This is a genomic window from Paenibacillus azoreducens (assembly GCF_021654775.1).
In the GTDB taxonomy this organism is placed as follows: domain Bacteria; phylum Bacillota; class Bacilli; order Paenibacillales; family Paenibacillaceae; genus Paenibacillus_AQ; species Paenibacillus_AQ azoreducens.
This window is the reverse complement of the sequence record NZ_AP025343.1, coordinates 1,495,789-1,512,500: the sequence shown is the minus strand read 5'-3', so window position 1 is coordinate 1,512,500 and position 16,712 is coordinate 1,495,789. Positions and strand designations below refer to the sequence as shown.

General features: G+C 48.8%; 13 protein-coding genes and 1 pseudogene. 10 read left to right on the top strand and 4 right to left on the bottom strand.

Annotated elements, in window-relative coordinates; translation table 11 throughout:
• Window positions 1-174: 174 nt before the first annotated feature.
• Complete coding sequence (locus L6442_RS06260; RefSeq protein ID WP_194233786.1) at window positions 175-609, top strand: Rrf2 family transcriptional regulator; 435 nt, start codon at window positions 175-177, stop codon at window positions 607-609.
• 226 nt (window positions 610-835) lie between these two features.
• Here L6442_RS06260 and L6442_RS06255 read toward each other — a convergent pair whose 3' ends face one another.
• Window positions 836-1,750 carry a hypothetical protein gene (locus L6442_RS06255; RefSeq protein ID WP_212980724.1) on the bottom strand — a complete coding sequence of 305 codons (915 nt, stop codon included), beginning with the start codon at window positions 1,748-1,750 and terminating at the stop codon, window positions 836-838.
• Between the two features lie 165 nt (window positions 1,751-1,915).
• Window positions 1,916-2,743: a helix-turn-helix transcriptional regulator gene (locus L6442_RS06250; protein ID WP_212980725.1), complete on the bottom strand. Its 828-nt coding sequence runs from the start codon at window positions 2,741-2,743 to the stop codon at window positions 1,916-1,918.
• 159 nt (window positions 2,744-2,902) lie between these two features.
• Between L6442_RS06250 and L6442_RS06245 the strand changes: the two genes are divergently transcribed.
• The 4 genes from L6442_RS06245 (at window position 2,903) to L6442_RS06230 (ending at window position 7,138) form a co-directional block, all read left to right on the top strand.
• Complete coding sequence (locus L6442_RS06245; protein WP_212980726.1) at window positions 2,903-4,066, top strand: Gfo/Idh/MocA family protein; 1,164 nt, start codon at window positions 2,903-2,905, stop codon at window positions 4,064-4,066.
• Window positions 4,067-4,086: 20 nt separating this feature from the next.
• On the top strand, window positions 4,087-4,944 hold the full coding sequence (locus L6442_RS06240; protein ID WP_212980727.1) for a sugar phosphate isomerase/epimerase family protein: 858 nt from the start codon (window positions 4,087-4,089) through the stop codon (window positions 4,942-4,944).
• Window positions 4,941-6,020: a Gfo/Idh/MocA family protein gene (locus L6442_RS06235; protein ID WP_212980728.1), complete on the top strand. Its 1,080-nt coding sequence runs from the start codon at window positions 4,941-4,943 to the stop codon at window positions 6,018-6,020. The genes L6442_RS06240 and L6442_RS06235 overlap by 4 nt, the downstream gene beginning before the upstream one ends.
• A 92-nt stretch (window positions 6,021-6,112) precedes the next feature.
• A complete protein-coding gene (locus tag L6442_RS06230; RefSeq protein ID WP_212980729.1) occupies window positions 6,113-7,138 on the top strand; it encodes a Gfo/Idh/MocA family protein in 1,026 nt (341 codons plus the stop codon).
• A gap of 1,334 nt (window positions 7,139-8,472) precedes the next feature.
• Here the strand turns inward: L6442_RS06230 and L6442_RS06225 are convergent.
• Both L6442_RS06225 and L6442_RS06220 read right to left on the bottom strand, forming a co-directional pair.
• The gene (locus L6442_RS06225) at window positions 8,473-9,792 is read right to left on the bottom strand and encodes an S-layer homology domain-containing protein (protein WP_212980730.1); all 1,320 of its coding nucleotides are present in this window, start codon (window positions 9,790-9,792) and stop codon (window positions 8,473-8,475) included.
• A gap of 440 nt (window positions 9,793-10,232) precedes the next feature.
• On the bottom strand, window positions 10,233-10,502 hold the full coding sequence (locus tag L6442_RS06220; RefSeq protein ID WP_194233793.1) for a NifU N-terminal domain-containing protein: 270 nt from the start codon (window positions 10,500-10,502) through the stop codon (window positions 10,233-10,235).
• A 180-nt stretch (window positions 10,503-10,682) separates the two neighbouring features.
• Here L6442_RS06220 and L6442_RS06215 point away from each other — a divergent pair, with 180 nt between their 5' ends.
• The 5 genes and pseudogenes from L6442_RS06215 to L6442_RS06195 all read left to right on the top strand — a co-directional run bounded on the left by L6442_RS06215 (window position 10,683) and on the right by L6442_RS06195 (window position 16,441).
• The gene (locus L6442_RS06215) at window positions 10,683-11,444 is read left to right on the top strand and encodes an SGNH/GDSL hydrolase family protein (RefSeq protein WP_194233794.1); all 762 of its coding nucleotides are present in this window, start codon (window positions 10,683-10,685) and stop codon (window positions 11,442-11,444) included.
• A gap of 130 nt (window positions 11,445-11,574) precedes the next feature.
• Window positions 11,575-12,252, top strand: a pseudogene (locus tag L6442_RS06210) (response regulator transcription factor).
• Complete coding sequence (locus L6442_RS06205; RefSeq protein ID WP_237100247.1) at window positions 12,252-13,169, top strand: sensor histidine kinase; 918 nt, start codon at window positions 12,252-12,254, stop codon at window positions 13,167-13,169. The pseudogene L6442_RS06210 and the gene L6442_RS06205 overlap by 1 nt, the downstream one beginning before the upstream one ends.
• 111 nt (window positions 13,170-13,280) lie before the next feature.
• Complete coding sequence (locus L6442_RS06200; RefSeq protein WP_212980731.1) at window positions 13,281-13,949, top strand: ABC transporter ATP-binding protein; 669 nt, start codon at window positions 13,281-13,283, stop codon at window positions 13,947-13,949.
• A 53-nt stretch (window positions 13,950-14,002) separates the two neighbouring features.
• Window positions 14,003-16,441 (top strand): ABC transporter permease, encoded by a 2,439-nt coding sequence (locus L6442_RS06195; protein WP_306436705.1) that lies wholly within the window; start codon window positions 14,003-14,005, stop codon window positions 16,439-16,441.
• The last annotated feature ends 271 nt before the right edge of the window (window positions 16,442-16,712 follow it).

Genomic DNA, 16,712 nt, shown 5'->3' with positions numbered 1-16,712 from the left:
TATATTTTTCCTCCCCGTATGGTATAATCAGTTGTAATCACATTCGTTACATGTAACTATAATAGATACAAGTTTGTGTTTTGTCAACTGTTCTTTGTACTGATTGGCTTGTAACGGTATTATGGGCATGTTATAAATGATTATATTCGTATAGTTAGAAAGAAGGGGAGCACGGTGTCCATCAGCAGCAGGTTCTCTGTCGCGATACACATTTTGTGCTTGCTGGCAATCAACAAGGATAAAGCAACCAACACTTCCGAGTACATTGCCGGCAGCGTCAATACCAATCCCGTCGTCATTCGCAAAGTTATGAGCATGCTAAAAGGGGCGGGGCTCGTTCACGTGCGTGCCGGAGTAGCCGGCGCCGAACTTGCCAAAGAATTGCAGGAAATTACACTTCTGGATGTATACAAAGCGGTTAACGTCGTGGCCGAAAACGATTTGTTCAGCTCGCATGAGCATCCGAATCCGGAATGCATTGTCGGCAGAAATATACAGCATTCATTGACCAAGCAATTTTCCGCCGCTCAAAAAGCGATGGAGCATTCCCTCGAGATTGTTACTCTCGCAGATGTGGTTCATGATATTCTAATGTCCGATAACGTTTAAGATTCTAGAGGAAAATAACCACCGCAAGAAGCCGACTGCATCAGCAGCCGGCTTTTTCAACATATTAGAAAGTATTATCCTTAGGGAAACGCATCTCATATGAACAACGGAAACATCGGACTAAAAGCGTTCTGCTCCATATTTTTACATCATGCAAACACAGAACCGCGCGTAGCCCCAGTGCAGTGCAGCGTAGAATGGCGGAGGTCCGCCCCATATAGCGTTGTTACTGCGCCTTCAAAAGCGGCTGCCAGCTAAGCCCCTCTCCGCAGATCCGGGCACGCATTTCCGAAATGCTCCGCAGCGTTTCTTCCCGCTGGTTTTCCAAATCGTCTACAGATTTCTCATGCAGCGCGTCCAGCTCTTTACGCGTTTCCGCTTCCGTATTTGCGATAGCCTGCTTGTTAGCCTTTATGATTGCGGCCAAATTCGCAGTTTGTTCCTTGTAAATTTTAGCGTACTCCTGCTGGGCTTTGGTTTTGCTGATTTTGCCGAGGTTGTATCTCAACATTGGGCTGTTTACATAATCCTTGCTCGAAGCCATCTTTAGTTTTTGCATCGGACTGTTTAGAAAATTTTCATTGACAGCATTTTTGTATTTAAAAGCCGGGCTGTCCAGAAAATTGGGGTTAATATCTTTTTTGTATTTCCAGGTTTTGCTGTTCAAAAAATTCTCGTTGAGTTCCTTCGCATACTCCCACATGGTGCTGTTCAAAAAATTCCGGTTCGCTTGTGTAGCATAACGATTCATCGGGCTGTCCATAAATTTAGGATTAATCATCTGCTTGTATTTTCTCAAATCGTCGGCCTTTTCCCGACTGCCCCCGTACTGCTCCTGAAGTTTGGTCAAGTCGGCCTGAAGCTTTTCGTTCCACTCTTTTTGGTCTGCGAGCACTTTGTTTTCCACACTGTTCATCCGGTCGGTATACTGCTTCAAATATTCCTTATAATTAGCATCCATCTGCTGCTGATCAGCTTTGTAAGCTTCCGTTATTTTCTTGTTGTACGCTTTGTAATCATTCCATACCTGGTTGATCCATTTCGTATCCGTTGCATGGGCCAATCCCGATGGAAGAACCATAACCAAGGCTGTTACCAAACCCAAAATGGGCAGTAAAAATTTATGTATGCTTTGCTTCAATATACCTTCCCCCTTATTATTCTGATTGCATCAAATCATCCACATTTTACCCGCCAAAATGATCCCTTCCAATATGTAGCCCGCAAATCCTTACTTTAGAACCAGGAAATCACTGCTTAGGTAAGCATATGAAACTTTCGCATTAAAGCAAGGAAAACGGCTTGATCACCGCGTACAGGTCCGGTAGGCCGAGGGCGACAGTCCTGTATAGCTTTTAAACAGCCTGGAAAAATACGCGAGCTGCATGCCGATCTGGTCGGCAATATCCGAAATCGGAACATCCGTGTAAGAAAGCAGCCTTTTCGCTTCATCCATCCGTTTGCGCTTTACATATTGCATCGGCGTGACTCCCATGATCTTTTTAAAATAGGGAATAAAATAATTCGGGTGCAGATGCACAATATCCGCAAGGCGCTCGATTTCCATCGGTTCATGCAAGTGCTTATGAATATATGCCAGCACGTCTCCGAGCTTGCTCCGTTCGGTTTGCCCCATAAAATCATTCCAAATATCCGTATAGCCGCCGTCCTCCAGGCAACAGGCCAGCATCGTCAACAGGCAAGCTTGAGCGCGCAGCAGCGAAAAGGGACCGCCACGGTGAAATAAATCCACCAGTTCCTTAAAGGTCTGTTCGATAAACCCGGGGTTGCTTGCATCGCATAAGTAAAGCCTGCTGTCTGCCGGAAACAAAGGCCACTCTCCCACCTTGGCGTCAAAATGGCAAAAATAACGCGTGTAAGGATCGTCCTGATCGGTCAAAGCCATCTGATTCGTGCCCGCAGGCATGATCATCATCTGATTGGGTTTGGGCTCATAAAGAGCGCCGTTCAGGACAACGGAACCTCTGCCTTCCGCAATAAAATAAAAACGGTGAAAAGACGGCGCGATTGCCGTCCGGTTCCATCCGGAAAATCCCTTTTTGTATTGGACATGGCTTATACCCAGTGTCAAACCTTCCGGCAGCCTGCCGAACATATCCATAGACCGCTCCATTCCAGTCCCTCCCCCTTTTCGTCAACCTTATTGTAGCATTCGTATTTGTCCAAAACACATTAATTTTGTGCAAAATACTCTTAATCTAAGTCATTCTCATACCTTGAGATTCCGGCTAAGCTTAGGGGGAATAGACAATCAGAGAGGTGGAATCGCGGCATGGAAAAAGTACGCTTTGGCATTATCGGCATAGGTAATATGGGCTCGGCGCATGCTCTCAGCCTCATAAAGGATATTCGCGGCGCGGAACTCGCGGCTGTTTGCGATACGAATCCTGACAGGCTGCACTGGGCGCAAAACAATTTACCGGAATCCGTGCAGCTGTTTGAAACCCCGGAAGCTTTTTTTGCATCCCGAGCGATGGACACGGTACTGATCGCCACGCCGCATTACGATCATCCGGGCTTGGCGATTCAGGCATTTGAAAACGGTTACCATGTATTGGTGGAAAAACCTGCAGGCGTATTCACCAAAGCGGTAAGAGAAATGAATGATGCCGCCGCCAAATCAGGCAAGCAGTTCGGCATCATGTATAATCAGCGCACCAATCCGCTTTACATCAAGCTTCGCGACCTGATTGAATCCGGCGAGCTCGGAACCGTAAGAAGAACCAACTGGATCATTACCAACTGGTACCGTTCGCAGAGCTACTACAATTCAGGCGGCTGGCGTGCGACTTGGGCCGGGGAAGGCGGCGGCGTCCTGCTGAATCAGGACCCCCATCAGCTGGATCTCTGGCAATGGACGACGGGGATGATGCCCAAACGAGTACGTGCTTTTTGCCAGTTCGGCAAATATCGCAGCATTGAAGTCGAAGACGATGTGACGGCTTACGTGGAATACGAAAACGGCGCCACGGGCGTGTTTGTGACAACCGTCGGGGAAAGCCCCGGAACCAACCGTTTTGAAATCAGCAGCGACAACGGCAAAATCGTCATTGAAGACGGCAAGATGACATTCTGGCGGCTGCGCGTGCCCGAACCTCAGTTCAACCGTGAATTTACCGGCGGCTTCGGCCAACCCGAATGCTGGAAATGCGAAATTCCGGTTCCCAGAGACGGCGGCCCGCAGCATAAGGGGATTTTGCAGAACTTTACGAATGCCCTGTTGAACGGAGAAAAACTGATCGCTCCCGGCGAAGAAGGCATTCATGGATTAACCATATCCAATGCGATGCATCTATCTGCATGGACCGATGATTGGGTCAATCTGCCGCTGGATGAAGATCTTTTTTACGAAAAACTTCAGGAGAAGATACGCAGCTCCACATTCCAAAAAGAGCAATCGGTCGGCGTCGTTCTAAATGTCAAAGGAACCCATTAATACAGAGGAGGATGTTATCCGTGAAACTTTCCGTTTTTACTGTGGTGACCCCGGATCTGGCTCCGGAAGAGTTGGTCCGCTCCGCCCGGGAGGCCGGGCTTGACGGTGTTGAATGGAGATTTAAGGAGGTGCCGGCTGCAACCGCCGGTGAAATCCCGTCGTTTTGGGGCAATAACCGGTGCTCTATCGACCCTTCTCTATCTGAAACAGAGATTTTGAAGTTCAAAGAAATCACGGAAAACGAAGGGCTTGAAGTCGTCGGTTTGACGCCTTACCTGCACGAGATGAAGCTCGATGAAACCGAGCACGCTTTCCATACGGCCCGGCTTCTGGGGGCCAAAATGATCCGCGTCGGCGCAGCTCCTTATAATGGAACCCGTTCCTATCCCGAACTGTTCGAAGCGAACATCCGTTATTTGCGGGAAGCCGAGCGAATGGCCAAACAATACGGCGTCAAAGGCGTCGTCGAAACTCATCACGGAACCATCGCCCCAAGCGCGGGATTGGCTCATAGGCTGGTCAGCCGCTGCGATCCGGATCATATCGGCGTTTTGTATGACCCTGGGAATATGGTGCATGAAGGTTATGAACATTACCGGATGGGAATGCAGCTGCTTGGTCCGTATCTGGCACATGTCCATATAAAAAACGCCCGCTATGTTAATGACGGCAGACGTGAAGACGGAACGGTCAAATGGCGCTCGGAATGGGCGCCGATGCGGGAAGGCATCGTCGACTTCGGAAGATTGCTTCAGGATCTGAAAAGCGTTGGTTACAGCGGATATTTGGGCATCGAGGATTTTAGCGGCGAATACAATTCACGCGAACTGCTGAAGCAGTTTGGCGAATTTATGCGCGAAAGGATGCAGGACGAATGACAGTCTCCAAACAGGATGGAATGAACTATGCCCCCAAGGGTAAACCCAACCCTGTCGTGAAGCCGGGAGAGTTCGTGTTTGCCGCGGCCGCGCTTGATCATGGTCATATCCACGGCATGAGCCAAGGGCTGATCGAGGCGGGCGCCACCCTTAAATGGGTGTTCGATCCGGACCAAGCCAAAGCCGAAACCTTTGCCTCCAAATTTCCAGGCGCGCAAGTGGCGGACAGCCTTGAGTTGATCCTTGAAGACAACGAGGTGCGCCTGGTTGCGGCAGCCGCCGTTCCCTCCGAACGCTGTGCTTTGGGGCTGCGGGTAATGGATGCCGGCAAAGATTACTTCACCGACAAAACGCCGTTTACCTCATTGGACCAGCTGGCACTCGCCCGGGCCAAAGTCCGGGAAACCGGCCGAAAATACATGGTGTACTACAGTGAGCGGCTTCATGTGGAATCCGCAGTGTATGCCGGGCAACTTATCAGGGAAGGCGCCATCGGACGCGTACTTCAAGTTACCGGATTTGGCCCGCACCGCTTGAACGCTCAGACCCGGCCGGACTGGTTTTTCCGCAGGGAAAACTATGGCGGTATTTTATGCGACATCGGCAGCCATCAGATCGAGCAGTTCTTGTATTACAGCGGCTGTCAGAATGCAGAGGTGCTTCACAGCAAAATCGCCAACTATCATCATCCGGAGTATCCGGAGCTGGAGGATTTCGGCGATGCCACTTTGGTTGGCGACAACGGGGCAACCCAATATTTCCGGGTCGACTGGTTTACGCCGGACGGACTTGGAACCTGGGGAGACGGCAGAACCTTTATTCTCGGAACCGAAGGATACATCGAGCTGCGCAAATATATCGACGTAGCCAGAGATCCTGCCGGTGATCATGTTTATCTGGTCAACAAGGACGGAGAACGGCATTTCGCCGTGCACGGACAAATCGGCTATCCGTTTTTCGGCGAACTCATCCTCGACTGTCTGAATCGGACCGAATATGCGATGACGCAGGCACATGCCTTCAAAGCAGCCGAGCTGTGCCTGAAAGCACAGGAAATCGCCGTCCGTATTAGCTAATGCATAACTAAGTTCAAAAGCGAATCCCTTCGGGCTTCGTCGGACTTCTTTCCGATACTTATTTTACATCTAAAAGACAGGATGGGATCAGCATGAATAAAACTGGAGCAGCTATCATCGGCTGCGGAGCTATATTCCCCCTTCACGCCGATGCAATCGCAGAACTGGAAGATGCAGAGCTGCGTCTAGTGGTTGATATCGACCCAAACAAAGCAGAAGCTGCCGCACAGCGATATGGATGCGAAGCCGCGGCAGATTACATGCAATTGCTTCATCGGGAAGATATTCAGGTCATTCACCTGTGCACGCCCCATGATCGGCATGCCGAAATGGCGGTGAAACTGCTGGCCGCAGGTAAACATGTGCTGACCGAGAAGCCGCTGGCCGACAATCCTGCTTCCGCCCAAGCGATGTTGGAAGCCGCTAGAGATAGTAAAGGACAGCTTGGCGTAACATTTCAAAACCGCTACAATGAGGCCTCGCAGCGGATTTACGAATACATTACTTCAAGCGAATTGGGCAATCTACTTTGTATGAAAGGCATTGTAACCTGGCGTCGCGATTGCTCCTATTATCGCAGTGCAGCATGGAGAGGCAAATGGGCCACCGAAGGCGGCGGGCTGCTGATCAATCAGGCCATTCACACGCTGGATCTGCTGCAGTGGTTCGGCGGTGAAATCTCCTCAGTGAAGGGCAGCGTTACGGCCGATATGCTGGAAGATGAAATTGAGGTCGAAGATACCGCGCACGCACGCATCGAGTTTAGCAGCGGTGCCAGCGCATTATTTTACGGATCGAACGCTTATGGCACCGATTCGCCCGTCGAGCTTGAAATCGTGTTCGAACATGGTGTCTTGAATCAGCGGCATGGTTCCCTTTATCTCAGGAAAGACGGGCAGGAAACGAAGCTTTGCGAGCCGCCACGGACCCATTCCAAAGGCAAATCGTATTGGGGAACAAGTCACCGAAAGCTGATTGCAGACTTCTATCGTCATGTCAGAGAAAACAAGCCATTCTGGATCAATGGAGAGGAGGGTATCAAAGCCCTGCAGCTGATCGCCTGCTTGTACGATGATACCCGAAATCGGCGGGGGTTGCGTTATCCCCCGGTAAGATAAGAGAAAACCAATCACTCTTCTAGCCGATCACTCTACTATATAAATCAGGGAGAAGTATAGCTGAGGTTTTCGTTTGCGGTAGATGCATGATCATAACGCGTCCTCTGGTGATATATCTTCCAACCATAAGAAAAGCTTCTATTCGAAGCAATTTCAACGCCGAATGACCCTGCGTAAGATGAAGCTTTTCTTGCGAGCAGAAAGTCTTCAGCTATTGCTGAAAATTTATACTTTCTTTACTCTAAAGAAAAGCTTCTATTCGAAGCAATTTCAACGCCGAATGACCCTGCGTAATTTGAAACTTTTCTTGCGAGCAGAAAGTCTTCAGCTTCCGCTGAAAACTTATACTTTCTATCATCTTCAAAAAAACTCCCGCACGCTTATCATGGCCAGCCCGTAAAGGCGCTGCTGGTATGCGGTGCGGGAGTTCTATTTTTAAAATGAGGGTTCTAATATGATGAGAATGTGATTCGTTATCTAGGCATGAGTACCGAGCACAGGTAGTATCTGATTTCTGATATCACATTTGAGTACAATCCGAACTCGGTATCTGATTTCCGATATCATATTTGAGTATAATCCGGTTCCACCGTCTGCTTTCTGCTAACACATTTAAACACAAGCCGGATCTAGCGTCTGTTTTAGCTACTCACACGAATCCGAGACCGGTGCCCGCATTTCGCTAACGAAACTGGGAAACGCTATTTCCCCGAAATCAAGATCAAATAAAATCTAACGAAACTACATATCGTTATTCGGCAGAAATTTGGCTTTATGACCGTCTTTTTTGACCAATAGCGATACAGAGTTTCGTTAGAATCTGTAGAAGTCTGATTTCGCTAAAATAACGATACCAGGTTTCGTTAGAATCCGTAAATCACTAGATGAACCTTCGTTCTTTCGTACCTTCGTCGGTCGGGGGTGCATCCCCGTTAGAACCTGCTTCATTGGTTGTTGCTTAAGCCAGCCCGGCAAATAGCAAACGACCCACGACGTAACGAATTGCAGCATGCGGGTTCCTTCGAAAGGTCTGCATCAGTATCCAAGGCATTTCTAGAAAGTGCCACCGAAAAAGCGAGCCACAGCCTTTTTACTGAACGAGCTACAGCATGCTCCTTATAGAGCGAGCCGCAGCATGTTTTACAGAACAAGCCGCAACTTATTTTATTGAACGAGCTGCAGCATGCTTTACTGAACAAACCACGCTTGTTTTACAGAACGAGCTACAGCCTGTTTTACGGAAAACGGGTTACATCATGCTTGCAGCTTTCGTTACGAACCGCCATCAAAGTAACGCCACGACTCCACACCACCCACGCCTGCCCTAAGTCAAATTATTTCTTCGAGGCAATGGAGAACATGACCGTCTTCTGGGCATTGTCGACCAAGGCGTTAACCGTGTAATCGCCAACCGTTGCCTGCTTCGACGCCGCCAGCGGTCGTCCAGCCTCCACTTCGGTGCAAATCGAATCGAACCAGCGCTGGAAGAGAGCCGCATTAAAGGTGAACAACTGATTCGTAAACATATCGATCGATTCCTTGTTCCGCGCGAGCGTTCCCTCACGGAGACGAACCGTGATGCCATAGGTGTTAAACGTCGGATCAAGCCAGATCGCAACCTCTTCCTGGGATACGTTTGTTCCAGCTCCTACATTCCCGGCGACACTGCTTTGCTGTACGGCCTTTTTCTCCTTTTCATCCTTATAAAGACGCAGTGTCGTTTCCACGATTTCATAATTGGTTCCGCGCAGCTTGCCTGCCTTGATCAGCGTTTCATACGCATCCCACATCTGCTTGTCAGGGAAAGCCACGATTTTTTGGCCGCCGCCTGCTGTCGGCACAAGCCGCTGCAGCTTTTCGGATTCAGGTTTGATCGGAACACGTTTCGCTTTATCCGTCAAACGGTTCAGAATCACCAGCGATTCCGCGCGGGTTACATAACGCCCCACCCCAAAATTCCCGTCCGGATATCCCTGCATGATGCCTTTGATCAAGGACTCCGCAATAAATTTCTGTTCCCGGTCATTGGCACTCGTCAAATCTCCGTAGGACTGCGCCACCGAGCGGCTGAATTGCTCATCCTCAAGAAACTCCGTTTCCTGGAGCGTATAGAAAATAACTTCCGCGACATTTTCGCGGGTCATATCCGCCTGGAAATCACCGAAGCGGTTTTTGTTCAAAAAGTTGAGATCGCTCGCCACATCTATGTAAGGTTTGGCCCAATATCCGGTCGCGGCAGGCTTAAAATTGAAATAGCGGTAATCCTGCTTCAAAATCGTCCGATTCTCCGTGGAAAGCATGTCAAGAAACGATCCCTTCCAGCTTCGTTCCTGATTAGGATGGAGATCGCTAAAAGACAACATCAGCATTTTGATAAACTGGTCGACCTTGACCGGCTCGTTTGGCCTGAAACTTCCGTCCGGATAACCGTCCAGTATTCCTTGCCGTACCATTTCCTCGATTTGTTCCTGGGCCCAGTGTCCTTGAATGTCCGTAAAAGCAGCGCGCTTTGGCGCAGCGACCGAGGTCTGAGCAGCTTCCGCACGGTTTCCTCCGGTTAATCCGGCCTCCGCCATGAGTCCTGCCGCCAGCAAAACGGAAATCAACACACGGATCGCGATATTCATCTTCTTTTTACCTATCTGGTCTTTCATTAGTTAGGCCTCCTGCATTAGTCAATCTACGATTATTTTTCCAGCAATCTAGCCGCCAATCGTCACTAATATCCAGAAAACCACAATTATTTCGCCTTGTGAATAGGCCAAACGGGCATTGAGGTCTATCCAGACAATCAGGAGTATGAGACTATTTCACATCAGACGGAACCACGTTTTTTACAGCAGTAAAATAGGCCTTAAGGCGATGAAATGCGGAACTTAATAACTAAGGTGTATCAACTTTACCTATATACGGAAAATAACGATACATATTGTATTTAAATAATAAAACGCTTCCATTAAAGCATGACCAAAAGACGGACGGCAAAATGATGAAAAACGAAAAATCGCCAGTGCCTGAAGCACCAGCGATTTCTCCCTGAGACCCTAAGGATAAGCGTCCTCACCCTCATTTCAGGTGTTTGCAAGATCCTCCTTTAAGCGTATATCGAATCAAAAGCCGCTTCTACCTGCGGCAAAATATCATCCCAACTGGCCTCAGGCGTTTTGCTGACCGTGACGAACTCCCGGATGCCGAAGATATTATCGACGCCTTCAATGTTAAGCAGCGCAGCGGCTAACGGATGATCGGTCTGTTCGCCTTTTTTGAGGGAAGTACTTTTCGGACCTTCGAAAATGGTGGTATTCGTGTTGATTTTAACGGAATTAGGATTAGGGGTAGATTGAACATGGTATTGGATTGCCATGACGTCACTCCTTCTTTTTTGGAGATTATAACATGTGCAGGCAAGTTTTTACGAATCGCCATGAAATTAGTTTGACAAAACGGATGAAGGCCCCCATGCGCCTGCGGTATGCACTTGCTTTAAAGGAAGGGACTCAATTACAATGAAATAAGAGAAAAAATACGGAAACGGGGTGATGCTGTGGGCGGGTTTAACTTAAACTTTGGGGATGACGGTGCCAAGTACATCGTATCGGGAGATTCCATCTCCAAAGGCGTCATTTACGACGAGGTTCGAAAAAAATACGTCGTTTTGGAAGATAATTATGTCTCTCTTCTGCAAAACAAGCTGAAGGGCGCGGTCCGCAATACGGCAAGATTCGGTAATACGCTGCTCAAGGGTATAACCAATCTGAAAAAGGATGTGCAGAAGGAAAAACCCAACATCGTGCTGATCGAGTACGGCGGAAACGATTGTGATTTTAACTGGAATGAGATTGCTTCGAATCCCGAGGCCGAGCATCATCCGAAAACGGATTTTAACACTTTTGAGAAAATGCTTACCGAGACGATTCATGAGCTCAAAAGCCAGCAAATCATACCGATCCTGATGAACCTGCCTCCGCTGAATGCGGACAACTATTTCAAATGGGTCAGCAAAAGCAATCCGGAAGCGGAACAAAACATTATGAAATGGCTCGGCAGCGTCACCAAAATCTATTGGTGGCAGGAACGGTATAATTCGACCATTCAAAAAGTTTCCGAACTCACCAAAACCAAGTACATCGACGTGCGCGGAGCTTTTCTGGAGCAGCCCGACTTCAGGAATTTCCTGTGCTCCGACGGCATACATCCGAATGAAGCCGGCCACCGGATCATTTGCGATAAAGTCGTGGAGTTCATCAAATCGAATTACAGGGCATTGCTGCTGGATGGCGGCTCAAATCTTGCTTGCGAATCATAATGTAAATCTAAAAATCGGCGGCCGCAAGGCGCGTTATGATGAAGATGTTTTGGGGTACAGGATGCGATAGTGTTCTGTACCCTTTCCCTTTGCCCCGGAAGTACGCCAACACAATCGCGAGGTGAGTATGATAAAAAACATACTGATTATAGAAGATGATATTTCCCTCAGTAACGGCATCACCTTCGCCCTAAAAAGCAGCGAGTTTGCTTGCGTTCAAGTACAAGATCTGCATTCCGCAAAGCAGAAAATGAAAAGCTTGGGCTTTCAATTAATCATTTTGGATATCAACCTGCCCGATGGCAACGGGCTTGACTTTCTGCAAGAGCTCCGTCAATAATCCGCTGTTCCGGTCATCATACTAACCGCCAATGATCTGGAAACGGATGTCGTCACCGGTCTGGAACTGGGGGCGGACGATTATATTACCAAACCGTTCAGCTTGATGATTTTGCGGGCCAGAGTCAATGCCAGATTAAGAGAAGGGAATGCCGCTGCTTCCGATACGATAAGAGTTGACGGTTTCTCCTTCTCTTTCGCCAGGATGGAATTTTCAAAAAACAATATGCCTATTGAACTTAGCAAAACGGAACAAAAGCTGCTGCGCATTTTGCTTGAAAACAAGGGGCAGGTTCTGCCAAGAGTGCAATTGGTAGATTCGGTTTGGACGAATGGCGCCGAATACGTGGATGAAAACGCCCTCTCGGTGACGATCAAACGCTTGCGGGACAAGCTGGAAGATACACCGTCTTCACCTGAATATATTAAAACCATCTACGGCATCGGCTACACTTGGGCGGTGAAATAATGGAATATTTAAGCTGGATTTATGCTGCCGCCGCGATTGCCGGGCCCGTCATGGCAGTTGCGGCGATTCTGCTTTATCGCCAAAAAATGAAACATACCATGCAGAAATTAAACGTTATGCTGGACAACGCCATCGACGGTTCTTTTTCCGAAAGCTCCTTTGACGAGTCCTTACTGTCGGCAGTGGAAGCCAAAATGGCCCGATACTTGTCCTCCTGTGCAGTGTCTTCGAAAAAGCTGGCTGAAGAAAGGGACCATATTAAAAGCCTGATTTCAGACATATCCCATCAAACGAAAACGCCTATTGCCAGCATCCTGCTGTACTCTCAACTGCTTGGCGAACATAAGCTGCCGGAGGACTGCCAGGTATATGTAAACGCTCTTTCCTCGCAGGCTGAAAAGCTGGACTTCCTGATCGGCTCCCTTGTGAAAATCTCCCGGCTTGAGACCGGAATCATCACCGTAACCCCTATACAAGGAGATGTGCAACAGCTGCTGCATGCCGCAATCAGCCAGATCAAGCCGAAAGCCGAGGCCAAGCAAATAAAAATCATCATTGAAACAACCAGCGGCAAGGCATATTTTGATTTCAAATGGACGGTAGAGGCACTTTATAACATTCTCGATAACGCCATCAAATACTCACCGGCCAACAGCTCCGTTAAAATAAGTGCCACACCCTATGAAATGTTTCTCCGTATTGATATATCCGATGAAGGCATTGGAATCGCGGAGGAGGAGCAAAGCAGGATTTTTTTGCGTTTTTACCGCTCTGCGGCCGCAAAAGACAAGGATGGCGTAGGCATCGGCTTATTTCTGGCAAGAACGATCATTTCATCAGGCGGCGGCTATATCAAGGTTTCCTCCGATCCGGGGCGGGGTTCCGCCTTCTCTGTTTTTTTGCCGACAGGAAAATAACGAATCTTTCAAACCCGTTAGATTTAAGAAAGAACGTGGAAAGATTGTTTTGGTAGCATGTCTGTATTGCAAGAAACGTGATGCAGACTTTTTCTTTTGGAGGAAAGCAAAATGATCATACTGAGAACAACAGAACTGAAAAAGCAGTACGGAAACGGCGAAACAACCGTCCATGCATTAAACGGCGTAAACCTGTCGGTAGAATTCGTAGCCATTATCGGTACTTCCGGCAGCGGAAAATCGACTTTGCTGCATATGCTCGGCGGGCTCGACCGCCCCACAAGCGGTACCGTAACCGTAGACGGCAAAGAAATTTTTACGCTTAAGGACCAGGAATTGACTATTTTCCGCCGCCGCAAGATCGGCTTTGTATTTCAGAACTATAATCTGGTCCCGGTGCTTAATGTATTTGAAAATATCGTATTGCCCATTCAACTGGACGGGAACGAGCCGGATCAAAACGATGTGAAGCGGATCGTTGAAACGCTGGGACTTGCAAGCAAGCTGCACAACCTGCCGAACAATCTATCCGGCGGCCAGCAGCAGCGGGTTGCCATCGCAAGGGCGCTGGCATCCAAACCTGCCATTATTCTCGCTGACGAGCCTACCGGCAATTTGGACAGCAAAACCAGTCAGGATGTTCTCGGCCTGCTGAAAGTGACAAGCGAAAAGTTCCGGCAGACGATTGTGATGATTACCCATAACGAGGAAATCGCACAACTCGCAGTCCGCATCATTCGGATTGAAGACGGTAGAATCGTAAGCGGTGAACAGGCATGATCAACGTGAGGAATAAATATGCGATCCGCTTATTGTCCGACAGAAGTTTTCGCATGAACAAAACTCGCAACATTATTGCGGTGATCGCGATTGCGATGACGGCGGTTTTATTCACCAGCGTGTTTACGATGGGGTTTGGCGCGGTGGAAAGCATGCAGCGAGCAGGGATGCGCATGTCCGGCAGCGACGGCCATGCCGCGATCAAGTATGTTACGGAGGAGCAGTTTGACGCCGTAAAAAGCCATCCCCTTGTGAAGGAAATCGCCTATTGCCGGATGCTGAGCGACAGCGTTGACAATAAGTCTCTGATCAAACGTCATACCGAGTTTTGGTATCATGACTATACCGGGCTTAGATACGGCTTTGCCGAGCCGACAAGCGGACATAAACCGCAAGCTGAAAATGAAGTGATCGCCGACACCAAAACGTTGGAGCTTATGGAAGTCCCGCTGAAAACGGGCGCGCCTGTCACGCTCGTGCTGACGATCCATGGCAAGCAGGTTCGACGCGAATTTGTATTGGCCGGCTGGTGGGAAAGCGATCCGGGGTTTAACACCGGGCAAATCTTCTCCTCACGCGCATATATGGATGCGCATCAGGAAGAGCTGCACAACACTTATTATAAAGACTATTCGGTTTCCGGAGCACTCATCGGATACATGAAGTTTAAAAACAGTCTGAATATAGAACGCGACCTGAAAACGGTAATAACGGAAAGCGGCTTTTCCATGCAGGAGGGCTCCCCCAATTATATTGCCACAGGCGTCAATTGGGCCTTTATGTCCACCGGTGTTAAACTTGACGCAGGTACGATGCTTGGACTATCACTCGCCTTGCTGTTATTTGTGTTCACCGGATATCTGATCATTTATAATATTTTTCAAATTTCCGTTTTGCGGGATATCCGTTTTTATGGTCTTTTAAAAACCATCGGCACCACAGGCCGGCAGCTGCGCGCAATCATACGCCGGCAAGCGTTGATGCTCTCGCTGCTCGGCATTCCCCTCGGGCTTTTAGGCGGATTTTTTGTAGGCAAGGCATTGGTTCCGGCGCTAATGGAACAGTCAGCCTATGCAGGCAGCGCGGTGAAGGTGTCGCCCAATCCGCTGATTTTTGCGGGGGCCTCCATCTTTGCCCTCATTACCGTGTGGATTAGCACGTACAAGCCGGGGAAAATGGCGGCAAAAGTTTCGCCTGTCCAGGCTGCAGGTTATACGGATCAGACGCCAAGTCGGGGGAAAAAGCTCAAAAAATCCAAAAAAGGCGGCAAGATCTGGCGAATGGCGTTTGCGAACCTTGGCCGCAATAAAAAGCGCACCGTATTGGTCATTCTAAGCTTAAGTTTGAGCATTGTGCTTACCCATACCGTATTTACGCTTTCGCAGAGCGTCGATGTAAACAAAGCACTCGAGAAGTTTAGCGATTCGGACTTTCTCATCGGCCATGCCGATCTCTTTAACCATAAATACAGCGGTCAGGACAACGCGCTCAGCGAGAGCTTCATAACCGCAGTCAACGGGCAGAATGGTTTTGAAACCGGAGGACGCCTGTACGGTTCCTGGGGCAGTTATCAAAGCCAAACCTCCGCCCAGACAATGAATAAAAGAACGGACGGTTCATTTTTAACGGCGATATACGGACTTGAAGAATTTCCGTTTAGCCGTCTGCGTCTTGTGGATGGTGAGATGGATATGGGCAAGCTCGCCACGGGAGCCTATATTCTCGAGGGCGTGACGGCCAATGATCACAATGAAGTCGAGGCCGGCAGCTTTAATCACCAGGTAGGCGATCAAATCACCCTTACATACGGCGATCATGCACGGAAGATGACCGTACTCGGCCATGTTGTAGAAAACCCCAGCACGAATACGGACGGCAGCTGGGTGGGTTCCGCCTTCTTTTTGCCTGGTGATGTGTTCAAAGAACTGACCGGAAATACTTACGCCATGAGCTACGCATTTAATGTGGCGGACGATCAAGAGGCCGATATGGAGAATTTCTTGAAGCGATACACGGACAGGACCGAACCGACCATGAATTATCAGTCTAAGTTCACTGCGCTTGCGGGTCTGGCAGGCATACAGAATACCGCTCTGCTGATTGGCGGTTCCTTGGCGCTCATTATCGGAATAATCGGTGTTTTGAACTTCATCAACGCCATCTTGACCAGCATTCTGACCCGACGCAAGGAATTCGCCATGATGCAAAGCGTTGGTATGACGAACAGGCAGCTTGCCGCGATGCTGTGCTGCGAAGGCGGCTATTATGCGGCTTGGACGGCGGTATGTTCCATTTTGCTGGCCACCGGTTGCTCGCTGCTGATTTTGCAGCCGCTGTGCGGACAACTATGGTTTTTAAACTATCGTTTTGTTTTCTGGCCGCTCCCCATTCTCTCGCTGCTGTTATTGGCGCTGGGACTGCTTGTCCCTTGGGCCGCCTATCGCACGGCGGATAAACATAGCATCATTGAACGCCTTAGATTAGCCGATTAACCGGTTAAAAACGAAACCTGCAATCGTTTCGTTTTGCGGGCAACATGATGCTCATATTAAAGTATTCTAACGGACACAGCTGCAGCTATTAGGAGTAATTTCGTCCATTATGATTTCTAACGGACACAGTTGCAGCTATTTAGTGAAAATGACCCTGTTTTCGATCATTTGCGGCAATTAAGTGCTGTGGTGTCCATTAGAATTTGAAAATCGCTGTTTTTTGCGAATTAGCGTCCATGGTGTCCGTTAAGTGCGGCTAATCGGCGCAAAA